Below are 17,573 nucleotides of genomic sequence, written 5' to 3' on the forward strand. Positions count from 1 at the left end.
CACATGACCACACGCGTCGCGCTGATCGCGCACGACATGAAGAAGGACGACATCGTCACGCTCGCGGGCGAGTTCGTCGACACGCTCGCGCAATGCGATCTCGTTGCGACCGGCACGACCGGCGGACGCATCGCGGCGGCGCACGGGCTGGAGATCGAGCGCAAGCTCTCCGGGCCGCACGGCGGCGACTTGCAGATCGGGGCGGAACTGGCGGAGGGCCGCGTGAATATCGTGATCTTCCTGCGCGACCCGATGACCCCGCAGCCGCACGAGCCGGACATCAACGCGCTCGTGCGCGCCTGCGACGTGCACAACGTGCCGTGCGCGACCAACATCGCGACGGCGCGCATGATTCTCGACGACCTGCGCCTGCGTTTTGCGCGGGCCTGACGAACCGAAGGAGACGAACGAGCGATGACCAAGGCAATCCGATTCGACAAGGCAGGCGGCCCGGAAGTCATGAAATGGGTCGACGTGGACGTGGGGGCGCCGGGCAAGGGCGAGATTCGCGTGAAGCATCATGCGGTGGGGCTGAATTTCATCGACGTGTACTTCCGCACCGGCCTCTATCCGATGCCGCTGCCCGGCGGTCTCGGCATGGAAGGCGCCGGCGAGGTGACGGCGGTGGGCGAGGGCGTCACGCAGTTCAAGCCGGGCGATCGCGTCGCGTATGCGTCGCGTCCGCCGGGCGCGTATGCCGAAGAGCGCGTGATGTCGGCGGACTACGTCGTCAAGTTGCCCGATGCGATCGGCTACGAAGACGCCGCGTCGATCATGCTGCAAGGCCTGACCGCGCAGTATCTGCTGCGGCGGACGTATCGCGTGAAAGCGGGCGATACCGTGCTGATCCACGCGGCGGCGGGCGGCGTCGGCATGCTTGCATGCCAGTGGGCGAAGGCGCTCGGCGCGACGGTGATCGGCACCGTCGGTTCGGACGAGAAAGCCGAACTGGCGAAGGCGCACGGCTGCGATTACCCGATCGTCTACACGCGCGAGAATTTCACGCAGCGCGTGCGCGAAATCACCAACGGCGCGGGCGTGCCGGTGGTCTACGATTCGATCGGCAAGGACACGTACATCGCCTCGCTCGATTGCCTCGCGCCGCTCGGCCTCTTCGTCAGCTTCGGCAATTCGTCGGGACCGCTGCCGCCGCTCGATTCGTCGGAGCTTGCGGGGCGCGGCTCGCTGTATTTCACGCGGCCGACGCTTTTCAGCTACATCGCCAAGCGCAGCGATCTCGATACGATGGCGGCGGAACTGTTCGACGTCGTTTCGTCGGGCAAGGTGAAGACGAACGTGCGCCAGCGCTATCCCTTGTCCGATGCGGCGCGCGCGCACGAAGACCTCGAAGCGCGCAAGACGACCGGCTCGACGATTCTCCTGCCCTGAAGTCGCGCCGAAGGGCGGTTCGTCACCATAACGAGCAACTAAAAAACCATGAGCGAGCCGTCCTTCACCGTCGTCCTGATCGAGGACGACAAGCAGATTCGCCGCTTCGTGCGCGTATCGCTCGAAGCGCAGGGCATGACGGTCCACGAAGCGGAGACGGGACAGAAGGGTCTCGTCGAAGCGGCGACGCGCAAGCCCGATCTCGTGATCGTCGATCTCGGTTTGCCCGATACCGACGGCATCGACGTGATCCGCGAGCTGCGCGGCTGGACGGAGTTGCCGATCATCGTGCTGTCGGCGCGCACGCAGGAAGAAGAGAAAGTGGCCGCGCTCGACGCCGGCGCCGACGATTACCTGACGAAGCCCTTCGGCGTTTCGGAACTGATGGCGCGGATTCGCGCGCATCTGCGGCGGCGCAATCAGGCGCAGGCGTCGGAGACGCCGGTCGTCGCGTTCGGCGACGTGAGCGTCGATCTCGCGCTGCGCCGTGTCGTGAAGAACGGCGAGAACGTGCATCTGACGCCGATCGAATATCGTCTGCTATCGACGCTCGTGCGGCACGCGGGGCGCGTGTTGACGCATCGGCAATTGCTGGTGGAGGTGTGGGGGCCGTCGCATGTCGAAAGTCCGCATTACTTGCGCATCTACATGGCGCATCTGCGCCAGAAGCTGGAGCGCGATCCCGCGCAACCCGAGCATATCGTGACGGAAACGGGCGTCGGCTACAGGCTCGTCGGCGCGGCGTGACGGATCGTGTGCGCGGGTTCGAGCCTGAGCGAATCGAGCACGATGTCGATGGGCTCGTCGCCGCCGACGAACGCGATCATTCGATTGCTGATGCCGCATGTCACGCATTGCAGCGCGATGCGCGCGACGTCGGCGCGCGAGACCTCGGGCTTGTGCTTCGTGAGTTCGCCGGCGAGCGCGATCGCGCCGTGCGCCGGTTCGTCCGATATCGGTCCGGGCCGGAGAATCGCGTAAGGCACGCCGCGATGCGCGACGTATTCGTCGGCTTCGCGCTTCATGCGCGAGTAGTGGCGCAGTGCGAACCCGCTGCGCTCGGGGTAGAACGCCGACAGCGCGCTGATGACGATGAGTTGCTGCACGCGGCGGCGTTTTGCGGAGTCGGCGGTGCGCATGACGGCATCGCGGTCGATCGCGCGTTGCTCGTGCACGCTGTCCGTTTCCGCCGATCCGGCCGCGTAGATCACGTGCGTGATGTCGTCGAAGGCGTGGGAGAAGTCGTTGGTGAGATCGCCGAGGAGGATTTCGGCGCCCATCGCGGCGAGTTCGCTCTTGTGGGCGGATTTGCGCAGCATGGCGCGGAAGGGCATGGCTTCGGCGTGGAGACGCTGCGCGATCAGTCGGCCCGTGCGGCCGTGGGCGCCGATCAGCAGAACCTTTGGCGTTTTCATGCGGGGATGCGTCCTTTGCCACGGTGTTTGTGGCTAGCCTTTACCCGACAAAGTAGGCGATTTTTGCGCGGTGCGCTGGGGGTTGTATTTGCGTTTGCAGCAATTTTGGTTTTTCGCTGGGTCCCGGTTTCGTGTCGGTCTATTAGCACTGCCCCTGTGCGGGGCGGCAGTCACTTTCTTTGCTGCTGCAAAGAAAGTAACCAAAGAAACAGCTCGTTTAAGCCCACGGTCACACGCAGTTTGGCCATGCTTGCCAGCCGCAGGCGGCACTCGCCTAAGTGTCGCCTTCGAAGGACCAACCGGGCTTGGCTCGCGCACGGTCTGACACATCGCGCCGCTTGCTTCACTGGTTCAGCACCAAATGGCTCCAGCCCGCTTCGCGGCCAATGGGTCAATCCGGTTTGCGCGCGCTTCTTCTTCGACGGTTTCCTTCGCAAACCCCACGGCAGCGCGTAGCGCTGTGCCGAAGCTCTTTCGTGCTGAACCAGCGCGCTTAAACATTTGGGGCGGCAGACCGTGCGCGAGCCAAACCCGGTTAGTCCTTTGGGGGCGACACTTAGGCGAGTGCCGCCTGCGGCTGGCAAGCATCGCCAACGTGCGTGTGACCGCGGGCTTGAACGAGCTGCTTTCTTTGGTTACTTTCTTTGCAGCAGCAAAGAAAGTGACCCCCGCCCCGGGGAGGGGCAGTGCTAATAGACCGACACGATAACGGGACCGAGCGAAAGCGAAGAAGACAATTCACTCCACCGCATTAGCAGGCCGCCCACGCCCCAGCCGCCGAGCGCGCCGCGCCTCGGCACGAATACGAAACCGATCCATATAAAGATAAACAACAGGCGTCGTATAAAGCGTCAACATCTGACTAACGATCAACCCGCCGACAATCGCGATCCCAAGCGGCGCGCGCATCTCCGACCCTTCTCCGGTACCGAACGCGAGCGGCAACGCGCCGAGCAACGCGGCGGCGGTCGTCATCATGATCGGGCGAAAGCGCAATAGACACGCTTCACGAATCGCGTCCTGCGGCGTCTGCGCACCATGCCGCGTCGCCTCGATCGCGAAATCGACCATCATGATCGCGTTCTTCTTCACGATACCGATAAGCAGAATCACCGCGATCAACGCAATGATGCTGAACTCCGTCTTGAACAGCAGCAGCGCGAGCAGCGCGCCGATACCCGCGGACGGCAGCGTCGAAAGAATCGTGATCGGGTGGATATAGCTCTCGTACAAAATGCCGAGCACGATATAAACCGCCGCCAGCGCCGCAAGAATCAAAAGCGGCTGGTCGTTGAGCGATTGCTGGAACGCCTGCGCCGTGCCCTGGAAACTGCCGTGGATGGTCTGCGGCACGCCGATCTCGGCCATCGTTTCGTAGATGGCGGCCGTCGCGTCGGACAGGGACTTGCCCGGCGGAAGATTGAACGAGATCGTCGACGCGACGAACTGGCTCTGGTGATTCACCGAAAGCGGCGTATTGCCCGGCCCGAACTTCGCGATGGCCGACAGCGGGACCATCGTTTCCTTCGATGTCGATACCGCCGCGCCCGACGACGAACCGTTCTTGCCCGTCGCCGCAATCGCGTTCGTGGCGGAGTTCTTCACCGCGGCGAGCGCGAGGGCGGCCGTGGTGTCGCTCGTGCTCGTCGATGTTCCGCCCGCGCCGGTCGATCCGGTCGCGGCAGTGGATGCGGTCGAGGTCGTGCCGGAGGTCGTGGTCGATTGCGTCGACGCCGAACCGCTCGCCGTGCCGCCCGACGTGCTGATGTAGAGCTGCTTGAGCGTCTCCGGGTCCTGCCAGTACTTCGGTGCGAGCTCCATCACCACGTGATACTGCGACAGCGGGTTGTAGATGGTCGATACCTGACGCTGGCCGAACGCGTCGTAGAGCGTGTTGTCGATCTGCGCGGGCTTGATGCCGAGACGTGCGGCCGTCGAGCGGTCGAACGTGACCATCGCTTCGAGGCCGCCCTGTTGCTGGTCGGAGTTGACGTCGGTGAGCTCGGGCCGCTTTTGCAGCGCGTCGGTGAGGAGCGGCCCCCACTTGTAGAGATCGGATGTCGTGTCGGACAACAGCGTGAACTGATATTGCGCGTTCGACTGCCGCCCGCCGACGCGAATATCCTGCACTGCCTGCAGGAAGGTGCGCGCCCCCGCGACGTCCGCGAGCGGCTTGCGCAAGCGGTTGATCACCTGATCGGCGGACACCTTGCGCTCGCTCTTCGGCTTGAGGGAGATGAACATGAAGCCCGAATTGGTCGAACGCCCGCCGGTGAAGCCTGCGACGCTATCGACGGCCGGGTCCGCCTCGACGATCTTCATCATCTCCGCGAACTTGACCTTCATCGCCTGGAACGACGTGCTCTGGTCCGCCTGAATGCCGCCGATGATGCGCCCCGTGTCCTGCTGCGGAAAAAAGCCCTTCGGCACGATGACATACAGATAAATATTCAGCCCGATGGTCGCGAGCAAGACCAGGAGAATCGTGCGCGGATGCGCGAGCGCCCAGCCGAGCGTGCGCGCGTAGGCGCGCTGCATGCGGTCGAACTGACGCTCCAGCCAGCGCGCGACGCGGCCTTCTTCCTTGCGATCGTGCGGTTCCTGAAGAAGGCGCGAGCACATCATCGGCGTGACGGTCAGCGACACGACGAGCGACACCGCGATCGCGAGCGAAAGCGTCAGCGCGAACTCGCGGAACAGCCGCCCGACGATGCCGCCCATCAGCAGAATGGGCAGGAACACCGCGACGAGCGACACGCTGATCGACAACACCGTGAAGCCGACTTCGCGCGCGCCGAGTATGGCGGCCTCCATGCGCGGCACGCCTTTCTCCACATGCCGCGTGATGTTCTCCAGCACCACGATCGCATCATCGACGACGAAGCCCGTCGCGATGGTCAGCGCCATCAGCGAGAGGTTGTCGAGCGAGAAGCCGAGCAGATACATCGCCGCGAAGGTGCCGATGATCGAAATCGGCACGGCGACGCTCGGTATCAACGTGGCGCGCCAGTTGCGCAGAAACAGGAACACGACCATCACGACGAGCGCGACCGCGATCACGAGCGTCAGCTCGGTATCGTGCAGCGACGAGCGGATGGTGGTCGAGCGGTCGGCGGTCGGCGTGATCTGCACGTCGGCGGGCAGCGCCGCCTGCAGTTGCGGCAGCATCGACTTCACCCGGTCGATGGTTTCGATGATGTTCGCGCCCGGCTGTCGATACAGAATCACGAGCACCGCGCGCTTGTTGTTGATGAGGCCGAGGTTGCGCAGGTCTTCGACCGAATCGACCACTTCGCCGACATCCGAGAGCTTCACTGCCGAGCCGTTGCGGTACGCGACGACGAGATCCTTGTATTGCGAAGCCTTGCTCGCCTGATCGTTGGTGTAGAGCTGAACGCGGGTGCCCTTGAACTCGATCGCGCCCTTTGGGCTGTTCGCGTTCGCCGACGCGAGCGCGGCGCGCACGTCCTCCAGCCCGATGCCGTAGTGAAAGAGCGCGCCCGGCTCCAGTTCGACGCGCACCGCCGGATTCGCGGAGCCGCTCACATCGACTTCGCCGACGCCCGGCACCGTCGATAGCGTCTGCTGCAGCACGGTCGCGGCGGAATCGTAAAGCGAGCCCGCCGTGCGCGTGGGCGACGAGAGCGCGAGCACGAGAATAGGCGCGTCGGCGGGATTGACCTTGTGATACGTCGGGTTCTGGCGCAGCGAGGTCGGCAGATCGGCGCGTGCGGCGTTGATCGCGGCCTGCACGTCGCGGGCGGCGCCGTCGATATCGCGGTTGAGGCCGAATTGCAGCGTGATGCGCGTCGAGCCGACCGAGCTCATCGACGTCATCTCGCTCACGTCGGCGATGGTGCCGAGATGCCGCTCAAGCGGGCTCGCGACGCTCGTCGCAACCGTCTCCGGGCTCGCGCCGGGCAGCGATGCCTGCACGGAGATCGTCGGAAAATCGACCTGCGGCAACGGCGCCACGGGAAGCCGCACGAACGCGAACATGCCCGCGAGCGCGATGCCGACGGCGAGCAGCGTCGTCGCGACCGGCCGGGCGATGAAGATGCGCGACAGGTTCATGGCTCAGCGTCCCTCACTCGCCGGCGCCGGGGGCGTGCCTCGATGAAAACGCGCGCGCAGCTTGCGGGCGAGCGAATCGAAGCCGAGATAGATCACCGGCGTCGTGAAGAGCGTGAGCAATTGCGACACGATCAGACCGCCGACGATCGCAATGCCGAGCGGATGCCGCAGCTCCGAGCCCGCGCCCCAGCCGAGCATCAGCGGCAACGCACCGAGGAGCGCGGCCATCGTCGTCATGAGAATCGGGCGGAAGCGCAACAGTGACGCCTGGAAGATCGCCTCGCGCGGCGACTTGCCCTGGTCGCGTTCGGCTTCGAGCGCGAAGTCGATCATCATGATCGCGTTCTTCTTCACGATGCCGATCAGGAGCACGATGCCGATGATCCCGATGATGTCGAGATCGTGCCCGGTGATCATCAGCGAGAGCAGCGCGCCGACGCCCGCGGACGGCAGCGTCGAGAGAATGGTGATCGGATGGATGAAGCTCTCGTACAGCACGCCGAGCACGATGTACATCGTCACGATGGCCGCGAGAATCAGGAACAGTTCGTTCGACAGCGACGCCTGGAACGCGAGCGCCGCGCCCTGGAAGCGGATCTGGAACGACGCGGGCAGGCCGATGTCCTCCTTCGCCTGCTCGATAGCCTTTACCGCTTCGCCGAGCGACGCGCCCTTGGCGAGATTGAAGGAGACGGTCGTCGCCGGGAACTGGCCGAGGTGCGTGACGAGCAGCGGCGCTGCGCGTTCATGGAACTTCGCGATGGCCGAGAGCGGCACCTGCCCGTTGCTCGCGGTGGAAGAGGGCAGGTAGATGCCGTTGAGCGTGTCGCTGTAGTGCGCGTCAGAAGGTTCCGCTTCGAGAATCACGCGGTACTGGTTCGACTGCGTGAAGATGGTCGAGATGATGCGCTGGCCGAATGCGTCGTAGAGCGCGTTGTCGACGGTCGCGGGCGTGATGCCGAAGCGCGCGGCGGTCGCGCGGTCGATCTCGATATACACCGACTGGCCGTTCTGCTGCAGATCGGTGGCCACATCGGTGAGGACCGACGTGTGTTGCAGGCGCTCGACGAGCTTCGGCACCCATTCGGCGAATTCGGAGGGATTCGGGTCCGTCAGCATGAACTGGTATTGCGTCGGGCTGACGGTCGAATCGATCGTCAGGTCCTGCACCGGCTGCATGTAGAGCTTGATGCCGGGAATGTCCGCGACTTCGCCCTGAATGTTGCGGATGATGTCGCTCGACGTATTGCTGCGGTCGTCGCGCGGCTTCAGGTTGATGAGCATGCGCCCGCTATTGAGCGTGATGTTCGTGCCATCGACACCGACGAACGAGGTCAGGCTTTCCACGTCCGGGTTCTGCAGGATTTTCTGCGCGAGCGCCTGCTGCTGCTCCGCGACGGCCTGATACGACGCCGCCTGCGGCGCCTGCGTGATCGCCTGGATCACGCCGGTGTCCTGCGTCGGAAAGAAGCCCTTCGGAATGTAGACGTACAGCACGGCGGTGAAAACGAGCGTGAGCACGAACACGAAGAGCGTCGCGCGTTGACGCTCAAGCACCCAGGTCAGCGCGACCGCATAACGCCCGATCACGTAATCGATGAACTGGTGCGCGCGCGCCTCGAAGCGCTTGCTCTCTTTCGGCGGCGTGTGGCGCAGAAGCTTGGCGCACATCATCGGCACGAGCGTGAGCGAGACGATCGCCGAAATGACGATGGTCACCGCGAGCGTGATCGCGAATTCGTGGAACAGGCGGCCGACCACGTCGCCCATGAAGAGCAGCGGAATCAGCACGGCGATGAGCGAAACCGTCAGCGAGATGATGGTGAAGCCGATCTGCTTCGATCCCTTCAACGCGGCTTCGAGCGGCGGTTCGCCTTCCTCGACATAGCGCGCGATGTTCTCGATCATCACGATGGCGTCGTCGACGACGAAGCCTGTCGCGATGGTCAGCGCCATCAGCGAGAGATTGTCGAGCGAGAAGCCGCACAGATACATGATCGCGAGCGTGCCGACGAGCGAGAGCGGCACCGACAAGCTGGGGATGATGGTCGCGTAGACGTTCGCGAGGAACAAATAGATCACCAGCACGACCAGCACGACGGAGAGCGCGAGCTCGAACTGCACGTCGCGCACCGATGCGCGGATGGTCGTGGTGCGGTCCGTCACGACGCGCACGTCGAGCGCGGCCGGCAGCGCCTGCTGCAACTGCGGCAGGATTTTCTTAATGCCGTCGACGACCGCGATCACGTTCGCGCCCGGCTGGCGCTGCACGTTCAGGATGATCGCGGGTGTCGCATCGACCCACGCGCCGAGCTTCGTGTTCTCCGGGCCCTGCACGATGGTCGCGACGTCCGTCAGCATGACCGGGCGGCCGTTGCGATAGGCGACCACCGCGCTCTTGTAGGCGTCGGCGTCGGTGAGCTGGTCGTTCGCGTTGATCGTGTAGGCGCGCGTCGGGCCGTCGAAGTTGCCCTTCGGCGTGTTGACGTTGAGGTTCGAAATCGTCGTGCGCAGGTCGTCGATGTTGAGACCGTACGATGCGAGCGCGCGCGTGTTCGCCCGGATACGCACGGCGGGACGATTGCCGCCGCTCACCGACACGAGGCCCACGCCCGCGACCTGCGAGATTTTCTGCGCGAGGCGCGTGTCGGCGAGATCCTGGACCTGCGTGAGCGGCAATGTTTTCGAGCTTACCGCGAGCGTCATGATCGGCGCGTCGGCGGGGTTCACCTTCGCGTAGATCGGCGGCGCGGGAAGGTCGGACGGCAGCAGGTTGCCCGCCGCGTTGATCGCCGCCTGCACTTCCTGCTCGGCGATATCGAGCGGCAAATCGAGGCTGAACTGCAGCGTGATCACCGATGCGCCCGCCGAACTTTGCGACGACATCTGGTTCAGGCTCGCCATCTGCCCGAACTGCTTTTCGAGCGGCGCGGTGACGCTCGATGTCATCACATCCGGCGAAGCGCCCGGATAGAACGTCTGGACCTGGATCGTCGGATAGTCGACGGCGGGCAGCGCCGAGAGCGGCAAAAAGCGCAGCGCGACGAGGCCGACCAGCATGATCGCCGCCATCAGGAGCGCCGTGCCGACCGGACGCAGAATAAAAATGCGAGATGGGTTCATGCCGGATTCATTACGTGATGCCTGCGGTTACTGCTGCTGCGGCTGCTGACGTCGATGCCCGCCATGCCGTGCGCCCGATGCCGCCGAAGCCGGCGCGGCCGCCGATGCGCCGGACGCACCGGACGCAGCCGACGCCGCCTTCGCCTTCTCGGCCGGGATCGTGATCTTCGCGCCTTCCTTCAGGCGGTCGGAGCCGTCGATCACCACGCGCTCGCCCGTTTGCAGCCCGGACTTGATGCTGGTGCGCTCGCCATCGACCGGACCGGTCTTCACGTTGCGCACCGTGACGGTGTTGTCCGGCTTCACGACATACACGAACGCACCGGACGAGCCGTTCAGCACCGCGGAAGTGGGCACGATGGTCGCGTTTTTGATCACATCGACGAGCAGCTTCGTGTTCACGAACTGATTCGGGAAGAGCATGCTCTCCTTGTTGTCGAAGGTGGCGCGCAGCTTCACGGTGCCGGTGGTCGTGTCGATCTGGTTGTCGACGGTTTCGAGGAAGCCCGCTTCGAGCGGCGTCGTGTTCGCGCGGTCGTACGCGGTCACCGACATCTTCGTGCCCGCGTGCAGCGGCTTGAGAATGGCGGCGAGGTTGTCCTCGGAGGTCGTGAAGATCACGCTGATCGGCTGCAACTGCGTGATGACGACGACGCCGTTGGTGTCGCCCGTCGTCACGTAGTTGCCCGGATCGACCTGACGCAGACCCACGCGCCCCGACACCGGCGCGGTGATGCGCGCGTAGGTCAGGTCGAGCTTGTAGGTATCGACATTCGCCTGATCGGACTTCACCGCGCCTTCGTATTGCTTCACGAGCGACGCTTGCGTGTCGACCTGTTGCTTCGCGATGGAGTCCTGCGAAAGCAGCGTCTGATAGCGCTGCAAATCGAGCCGCGCGGTCTGCAGCAACGCCTGGTCTTTCGCGAGCGCGCCTTCCGCGTTGCGCAGCGAGATCTCATACGGACGCGGATCGATTTGCGCGAGCACGTCGCCCTTTTTGACCATCTGGCCTTCCCTGAAGGCGACATCGACCAGCGTGCCGTTCAGCTGCGTCTTGACCGTGACGTTCGCGAGCGGCGTGACGGTGCCGAGCGAATTGATGACGACGGGCATTTCGCCTTGTGTGACGGTCGCCACATGCACCGGTTGCGGCTGATTCGCCGCTTGCGCGCCGCGCCGTCCGCCCTGACGCGCGTCCTGCGGTGCGTTCGTGCCGCCAGTGCTGCCGCGATTCCACGGATGCCACCATGCGATCGCGCCTGCGACGATTAGCATCGCGACGATGAGCGGGACGATCCGGCGCCGCCGTTGCGCGGGTTCGTAGGCGGCGGGCGTTGGAGGCGTCGGGCGCGGTTGCGCGGAAGGATTCTTTTGGTCGTCCATCGGTTCGGTGGCTGGGTCTTTCAAATCTGTACGGAGCGCGGACGGGCGGCGGTCGCGGTTCGGACGCGCAAGGCGATGCGCCGCGCGCATGAACCGTGACCGAAGCGGAGGCCGTGAGAATGCGGGGGCCGTCGAAAGCGGCTGGAAAGCCTGCCTGTCGATCAGGCCGGGAATCCGGCGCGGCCCCGGTGCGCGCGAAGCATGATGCTACGTCTCGCACCCGAGGCCGTCTACCGGCCATTCTTTCTGTTGATTACGACTGTTACACGGGCGCCGACGCGAGCTTTCGATGGGCTTCGCTCGCGCGCCGTGCAGTCGCGTAGTCTAACCGGCGGCGCGTATCGCGTTCGTCGCGCGCGAGCCGCCGATCTCGCGGGTGATCTGCTCGATGCAATCGAGCAGGGCCGGCGCGACTTCGCCGGTGAGTATGTCTTGCGGGCACTGATGCGCTGCCCCGCCGCAATTGACCGAATACCGTTCCTCCGACGGCCCGACGAAGCCCGCCGCGACCGCGTTCAGCCCCTGGTGCCATTCGCCGACGGAGGTCGCGAAGCCGAGGCGCAAGGCATCGTCGAGGCCGCGCTGCAAGCCGCCCGCGATGGCCGGCCAGTCATCGCCCGATGCGGTCTGCAGACTGCCGATGAGCGCGCGCCGATCCGGCTCCGACAGCACGGCGAGATAAGCGCGGCCGACCGCCGTGCGGCACAGGTCCATCCTGCCGCCGACTTCGAGCCGCGAAACCAGCACGGCGGATCGCGGCCGAATGGCATCGATTACAACCATCTCAAGACGATCGCGCACGGCGAGGTGGACGGACAGGCCGGTACGTTCCGCGAGCCGGATGAGGAACGGGCGCGCCCGAGCACGAATATCGAAGTTGCGTAAGAATCCGTTGCTCAGTTCGAGAACCGAAGCGGTCAGCACGAACCGCTCGCTGTCGGGCAATCGCAGCAGCAGGCCGGCGCCGACGAGCGTCGCGGTGATGCGCGATACCGTCGGCTTGGGGATGCCGGTCCAGTCGGTCAGTTCGCGATTGCTGACGGGCGCATCCGCGGCGGCGATCCGGCGCAACACGTCGAGCCCGCGGGCGAGCGCCGTGACTTCTTCGCCGTCTTTCTCCCGGGCGCGTTCCCGGCCTGGCGACCGTTCATTTTGCATAGGCATTCGTTTTGTGAAACATTGTTTTATTCGATGATGGGTCGCAATTCTACAGGGTGACGCCGCGAAACTTGCAAACGATGCAAGCCTTCACGATAAGCTGCATACACGATGTAACTTTTCCCGCAACAGTCGCACCTTGAACGGAACTTGGGCAGTTGCCCGGACCGTGAAGTTTTGCTTGACTTGGGCAGCGATCCCGGAAAAAATGGAACCGAATTTCGAAACCGCGGTGATGTGCGCATCGGCGCTTTCCGCTCAGGGCTCGAAATACAGGCTCTCAGGTTCTAGCACGGCCCTCGGAATGGCTAGAACTTTTAAGGCGCTACGGCAACGTAGCGCCTTTTTTTTTCGTACTCGCTTAGTCCAAGCGCGTTGGCGAATATACCTGAACGGCTACGAGCCGCCTGGATGCCGCTCGCGGTCGTTGAATCGGGATGCAGGGGAAGGGTGGTGCGAGGCGGGAAATCGGCGGCGAAGACCTTCACCGCGCGATGTCAAAACGCGGCGCACCGGGCGCCGCGTCGAGGAAATCAGTACATGTTGTTGAACACGCGAGGCTGCCTGAGCAGGCGTTTGCCGCGCGCAATCCAGTAGACGCTCGCGCATACGAGCAGCAGAGCGACGGCCAGCACCACGAGCGGGGAAATGCGTTCCGGCGCGGGCGGGCTCGTCGCGATGAACAACGCCGTCAGAAATGCCACGCCGGCCTGATAAAACGACCGGTTGGCGAGATTGCGGCGCATGCGGGGCGTGGTGAAGCGGGAGACGGGGGCGCGAGTGAACGGCTCGAACAGAATCAACCCTGCGACCAGGGCGACAGCGAAATTCATGAGAAGCATGGAGCGAGAGACTTAGTGGGGGGCGGGACGCCCGCGAATATATGTCAGCCCGATACGCTCCAAAACCAGAAGTCTCTTAAATGTAGAGGGAAGATTCTATTCCCCGCTTTTCACGGGCGGCGCTTGCGTTGGCAGGTGTTCGTAAGGACTGGCGCGGCCCTCGCGCGCCAGTCAGGTTCCCCTGCGATGCAAGGTTTCAGAGTTCGATTCGCGTGCCGAGCAGCGTAAGAAACTGCCTGATCCACGCCGGATGCGCGGGCCATGCGGGCGCGGTCACGAAATTCGCATCGGTCACGGCATCGTCCACGGCGATATCGGCGAAAGTCGCGCCGGCGAGCCGCACCTCCGGCGCGCAGGCCGGATAGGCGGAAATGCGGCGTCCCTCGATCACGCCCGCCGCCGCGAGCACCTGAGCGCCGTGGCAGACAGCGGCGATCGGCTTGTTCGACTGCGCGAAATGGCGCACCAGTTCCAGTACGCGATCGTCGAGCCGCAGATATTCCGGCGCGCGGCCGCCCGCGATCGCGAGGGCGTCGTAACGGGCCGGATCGACATCGTCGAAGCTCGCGTTGAGCGTGAAGCGATGGCCGGGCTTCTCCGTATAGGTCTGGTCGCCCTCGAAATCGTGGATCGCCGTTTTCACGTAGTCGCCGCGACGCTTGCCCGGACAGACTGCATCGACCGTATGGCCGACGGCCTGCAGCGCCTGGAACGGGACCATCGTTTCATAGTCCTCGGCAAAATCGCCGGTGAGGAAAAGAATCTTCTTCGCAGCCATCGCTAGACCTCGTCAGGAAAGGGGTTGTCGGATGCACCGTGCCGCGCAAAGCGCGCAACGCGGACCAGTCTACTATTCATGTCACGCTTCGCATGTGACACGCCGGAACTGCATTGCCGAGCGATGTCGCAGCGGCAGCGTATGATGTGCGCGACTTTCGAGATCACGAATCGGGCAGAAGGTAACACCATGCAAATGAATCCCATGAGCCGCATCGCCGTGGCGCTCGCCGCGCTCGGCGTGCTGGCCGCGTGCGAGAAGCACGACGCAACCGCGGGACAGGCCGCGGGCGCATTCAACAACCTCGCGAGCCAGACGAGCCAGAAGTTCGATCAGGCGGCGAGCTATGTCGGCGCGAAGGTCGATGCGGCCAAGCAGTCGGCGCAACAGAATGTCGATAACGCCGGATCGATGCCCGACGTGTCGGCGAGCAGCGTCGCCGCATCCGCGCGATCGAATTTCGACAGCGCCGCGAGCGCCACGAACGCCGCCATCAACAATGCCGCGAGCGCGACGGGCGCCGGCCTGCAATCGGCGGGACGCAAATTGCAGGAATGGTCCGCGACGAGCGGCGGCGCGTCGAATCCGCAGGCGAGTGCGCAAGGTTCGGTCGCGAGCCCGGCAGCCGACGGCAGCAGCGGCACCCGCACGGAAATCGATAAATAGCGCTCATTCGTCTGAGAAAACCGGGCGAATCCGCTTAACATTCGGTTACGTCCCGGTTGGGCGGCGTTCCTGTCGCAGCCGCTAAACTGGCGGTCTTTCAGAAATCGAGACCGTTATGAAGTTACGCAAGCTCGCGCCCGTGCGCGCGGCGGCGTCTGTCGCGATGTCCTGGATGGCGGCGCTCGCGCTTTTTTCCGCCGCGCTCGTGCGCCACGCGTCGCGCGGTTTTTCGCTTGTCATGTCGTTGGTGCTCGTCGCGTCGATCGCGCTCTCGACGTCCGCCGCCCAAGCTGCTCCCGCGCTCACGCTGCCCACTTTTCAGGAACTGATCACGCCGGCCGCGCCTGCATCCGCGCCGGATGCCGCGTCCGCGCCCGCCATGTCCGATGCCGACATGGTGCGCTCGCTCGACAACGTCATCTCCACGCTCGACAGCGACAAGCAGCGCGCCGCGCTCGTTTCGCAACTGAAGCATCTGCGCGATGCAAAACGCGCGGCCGACGCCACCGTTCCCGCGTCCGGCGCGGCGGCGGCTTCCGCGACGACGGACGCCGCCGCGAGCGGCACGGCCGCGGCAGGCGCGACGCCGACGTCCGGCTCGACGGCATCGTCGGTGGTAGCGACCATCGCGCAGAACGCGGGGCTGCTCGGCGCGATCGCGTCGGCGCTCACCAATATCGAAGCGGACGTGAAACGCGGGAAGACGCCGATCGCCTATTGGATCGGACGTTTCAACGCCGCCGGCAACGAGCTTTTCACGATCGTCACGAGCCAGAGCCGCGAGACGTTCGGCCGCACGCTCTTCAACTTCTTTGCGATGCTCGCCGGCTGGGGCGCCTGCGCGCTGACGCTCGTCTATCTGCAGCGGCGCGTGCAGGCGCGTTACGGCATCGACACCGGCCTGCACTCGAATCCGACGACGCGCGAACTGCTGCTCTTCACGCTGCGCCGCGTGGCGCCGTATCTGTTCGCGTTTCTCGCGGCGCTGACCTTCACGCATTACATGCCGCTGTCGCTCGGTCGCACGCTCGCGATGGTCACCGCGTACGCGATCGTCGCAGGCGCGGTGTTTTCTGCGATCTGTCTCATCATGTTCTCGCTGTTCGGCTCGGCGCACCGCCGCGTCGCGGTGAACCTGCTGATCATCCGCGCGCGGCGGCTCCTGTTCCTGATCGGCACGCTCGGCGCGCTCGGCGACGCCGCCGCCAATTACGACGTCGCGCAGCAACTGGGCACCAATCTCGCCGGCCTCATCTCGACCTGCGCGAATATGGGCGCGGCGGGCCTCACCGCGTATTTCGCGCTCGCGTTCCAGCGGCCCGTCGCGCATCTGATTCGCAGCCGGAGCTACGAGCAGCGCAACACGCGCAAGGCCGCGACCGAAACCTTCGAAGTGGTCGCGTCGCTGTGGCAACTGCCGCTCTTGCTACTCGCGTCGGCGTCGGTGGTGGCGACGCTGATGGGCATCGGCACGTCGGAGAACGTGTTGCAGATGGCGATCGCGACGGCGGGCCTGCTCGTCATCGCGTTCTTCCTTTCCGCGATCATCGTGCGCATCACACGGCCCAAGTCGCGCAAACCGCGCCGGCAATCGGCGTATGTGCGCAGGCTCGTCAAGTTCGTCGGCACGATGATCGTGGTCGGCGTGTGGCTCGTGTTCCTCGAACTGTCGTCGCGTTTCTGGGGCTTTTCGCTCGCCCACATGGCCGAGGAGAGCGTCGCCGCGCGCGGCATCACGCACGCGGTCGCGATGATCGTGCTGACGTTCTTCGTCGTGTGGCTGATCTGGATTCTCATCGACACGGGCATTCAGGAAGCGCTCAGGCCGGACGCGACGCGGCGCGGCGGGCGCGGCCCGAGCATGCGCGCCCGCACGATGCTGCCGCTCGTGCGCAACGTCGTGTTCGTGTTCCTGCTGACGGTCGCGGCGATCGTCACCGCCGCGAATCTCGGCCTCAACGTGACGCCGCTGCTCGCGGGCGCGGGCGTGATCGGTCTCGCGGTCGGCTTCGGCGCGCAGTCGCTCGTCGCGGATCTGATCACGGGGCTCTTCATCATCATCGAGGACACGATCTCGGTCGGCGATTCGATCGAGGTGGAGGGCGGTCACGCGGGCATCGTCGAAAGCCTGACGATTCGCACCGTGCGCCTGCGCGACGGTCAGGGCGCGATCCACGCGATCCCGTTCTCGCAGATCAAGACGGTCAAGAACCTGTCGCGCGATTTCGCGTATGCGGTGTTCGAGGTGCGCGTGCCGTTTTCGGCCGATGTCGATCAAGTCACGCAGATGATCCGCGAAGTCGGCGCCGAGCTGATGGACGATTTCCGCTATCGGCTTGAGATGCTGGGACCGGTCGAGGTGTGGGGACTGGACCGTTTCGATCCGAACTGGATGGTCGTGAAAGGGCAGATCAAGACGCGGCCGCTACAGCAATGGAGCGTCGCGCGGGCGTTCAATTTGCGCATCAAGCGCAAGATGGACGAAGCCGGCATGGAGATTCCGGTGCCGCAGATGCACGTGCAGATGACCCGCGATGCGATGCTCGGCGCCGACGCCGCCGAAGGGCGCGAGCGCGCGCGGCGCATCTGGACGGGCGCGGCGCCGCCGGCGGCGGAAGAAGAGGCGACAGCCGCGGCGCGCGACGTGTCGCACGAGCCGCAACCCGCGCCCCCGCCGACCGATCAGTCCGTGCAGATTCCGCCGCAGATCCCGACGGCGTCCGAGCCGGGAAAGGGCTGAGCCTG

The 17,573-nt window shown here is 64.8% G+C and carries 12 protein-coding genes; 5 read left to right on the plus strand and 7 right to left on the minus strand.

The window, feature by feature from the left end; all coding sequences use genetic code 11:
• Window positions 1-3: 3 nt before the first annotated feature.
• From QCE73_RS04565 to kdpE, 3 genes are read left to right on the plus strand one after another with little or no spacing between them, the layout of a single operon-like run.
• Window positions 4-390: a methylglyoxal synthase gene (locus QCE73_RS04565; protein WP_035510424.1), complete on the plus strand. Its 387-nt coding sequence runs from the start codon at window positions 4-6 to the stop codon at window positions 388-390.
• 24 nt (window positions 391-414) lie between these two features.
• A complete protein-coding gene (locus QCE73_RS04570) occupies window positions 415-1,389 on the plus strand; it encodes a quinone oxidoreductase (RefSeq protein ID WP_309879959.1) in 975 nt (324 codons plus the stop codon).
• Window positions 1,390-1,437: 48 nt separating this feature from the next.
• The gene (gene kdpE / locus QCE73_RS04575; protein WP_035510430.1) at window positions 1,438-2,136 is read left to right on the plus strand and encodes a two-component system response regulator KdpE; all 699 of its coding nucleotides are present in this window, start codon (window positions 1,438-1,440) and stop codon (window positions 2,134-2,136) included.
• Here kdpE and QCE73_RS04580 read toward each other — a convergent pair.
• The 7 genes from QCE73_RS04580 to QCE73_RS04610 form a co-directional block, all read right to left on the minus strand.
• Window positions 2,112-2,804 carry an SDR family oxidoreductase gene (locus QCE73_RS04580; protein ID WP_309879960.1) on the minus strand — a complete coding sequence of 231 codons (693 nt, stop codon included), beginning with the start codon at window positions 2,802-2,804 and terminating at the stop codon, window positions 2,112-2,114. The genes kdpE and QCE73_RS04580 overlap by 25 nt on opposite strands.
• A 738-nt stretch (window positions 2,805-3,542) precedes the next feature.
• A complete protein-coding gene (locus tag QCE73_RS04585) occupies window positions 3,543-6,878 on the minus strand; it encodes an efflux RND transporter permease subunit (RefSeq protein ID WP_035510461.1) in 3,336 nt (1,111 codons plus the stop codon).
• 3 nt (window positions 6,879-6,881) lie between these two features.
• Complete coding sequence (locus tag QCE73_RS04590) at window positions 6,882-10,001, minus strand: MdtB/MuxB family multidrug efflux RND transporter permease subunit (RefSeq protein ID WP_035510464.1); 3,120 nt, start codon at window positions 9,999-10,001, stop codon at window positions 6,882-6,884.
• A gap of 27 nt (window positions 10,002-10,028) precedes the next feature.
• Window positions 10,029-11,384 (minus strand): MdtA/MuxA family multidrug efflux RND transporter periplasmic adaptor subunit, encoded by a 1,356-nt coding sequence (locus QCE73_RS04595; RefSeq protein ID WP_309879962.1) that lies wholly within the window; start codon window positions 11,382-11,384, stop codon window positions 10,029-10,031.
• 324 nt (window positions 11,385-11,708) lie between these two features.
• On the minus strand, window positions 11,709-12,542 hold the full coding sequence (locus tag QCE73_RS04600; RefSeq protein WP_035510469.1) for an IclR family transcriptional regulator: 834 nt from the start codon (window positions 12,540-12,542) through the stop codon (window positions 11,709-11,711).
• 533 nt (window positions 12,543-13,075) lie between these two features.
• Window positions 13,076-13,375, minus strand: coding sequence for a hypothetical protein (locus tag QCE73_RS04605; RefSeq protein ID WP_309879963.1), 300 nt, complete (start codon window positions 13,373-13,375; stop codon window positions 13,076-13,078).
• A gap of 205 nt (window positions 13,376-13,580) precedes the next feature.
• Entirely contained in the window at window positions 13,581-14,162 is a 582-nt protein-coding gene (locus tag QCE73_RS04610; protein ID WP_250483367.1) for a DJ-1/PfpI family protein, read from the minus strand.
• 189 nt (window positions 14,163-14,351) lie between these two features.
• Here QCE73_RS04610 and QCE73_RS04615 point away from each other — a divergent pair, with 189 nt between their 5' ends.
• Window positions 14,352-14,828 (plus strand): hypothetical protein, encoded by a 477-nt coding sequence (locus tag QCE73_RS04615; RefSeq protein ID WP_051627245.1) that lies wholly within the window; start codon window positions 14,352-14,354, stop codon window positions 14,826-14,828.
• A gap of 115 nt (window positions 14,829-14,943) precedes the next feature.
• Complete coding sequence (locus tag QCE73_RS04620) at window positions 14,944-17,568, plus strand: mechanosensitive ion channel family protein (RefSeq protein ID WP_309879964.1); 2,625 nt, start codon at window positions 14,944-14,946, stop codon at window positions 17,566-17,568.
• Window positions 17,569-17,573 lie beyond the last annotated feature (5 nt).

This window comes from Caballeronia sp. LZ029 (assembly GCF_031451275.1).
GTDB classification, from domain to species: Bacteria; Pseudomonadota; Gammaproteobacteria; order Burkholderiales; family Burkholderiaceae; genus Caballeronia; species Caballeronia jiangsuensis.

Excerpts from the sequence above, each read along its gene's own strand:
- QCE73_RS04595 (WP_309879962.1), bottom strand. The coding sequence starts at position 11,384 with ATGGACGACCAAAAGAATCCTTCCGCGCAACCGCGCCCGACGCCTCCA.
- QCE73_RS04605 (WP_309879963.1), bottom strand. The coding sequence starts at position 13,375 with ATGAATTTCGCTGTCGCCCTGGTCGCAGGGTTGATTCTGTTCGAGCCG.
- QCE73_RS04600 (WP_035510469.1), bottom strand. The coding sequence starts at position 12,542 with ATGCAAAATGAACGGTCGCCAGGCCGGGAACGCGCCCGGGAGAAAGAC.
- QCE73_RS04590 (WP_035510464.1), bottom strand. The coding sequence starts at position 10,001 with ATGAACCCATCTCGCATTTTTATTCTGCGTCCGGTCGGCACGGCGCTC.
- kdpE (WP_035510430.1), top strand. The coding sequence starts at position 1,438 with ATGAGCGAGCCGTCCTTCACCGTCGTCCTGATCGAGGACGACAAGCAG.
- QCE73_RS04580 (WP_309879960.1), bottom strand. The coding sequence starts at position 2,804 with ATGAAAACGCCAAAGGTTCTGCTGATCGGCGCCCACGGCCGCACGGGC.
- QCE73_RS04620 (WP_309879964.1), top strand. The coding sequence starts at position 14,944 with ATGAAGTTACGCAAGCTCGCGCCCGTGCGCGCGGCGGCGTCTGTCGCG.
- QCE73_RS04585 (WP_035510461.1), bottom strand. The coding sequence starts at position 6,878 with ATGAACCTGTCGCGCATCTTCATCGCCCGGCCGGTCGCGACGACGCTG.
- QCE73_RS04615 (WP_051627245.1), top strand. The coding sequence starts at position 14,352 with ATGCAAATGAATCCCATGAGCCGCATCGCCGTGGCGCTCGCCGCGCTC.
- QCE73_RS04610 (WP_250483367.1), bottom strand. The coding sequence starts at position 14,162 with ATGGCTGCGAAGAAGATTCTTTTCCTCACCGGCGATTTTGCCGAGGAC.
- QCE73_RS04565 (WP_035510424.1), top strand. The coding sequence starts at position 4 with ATGACCACACGCGTCGCGCTGATCGCGCACGACATGAAGAAGGACGAC.
- QCE73_RS04570 (WP_309879959.1), top strand. The coding sequence starts at position 415 with ATGACCAAGGCAATCCGATTCGACAAGGCAGGCGGCCCGGAAGTCATG.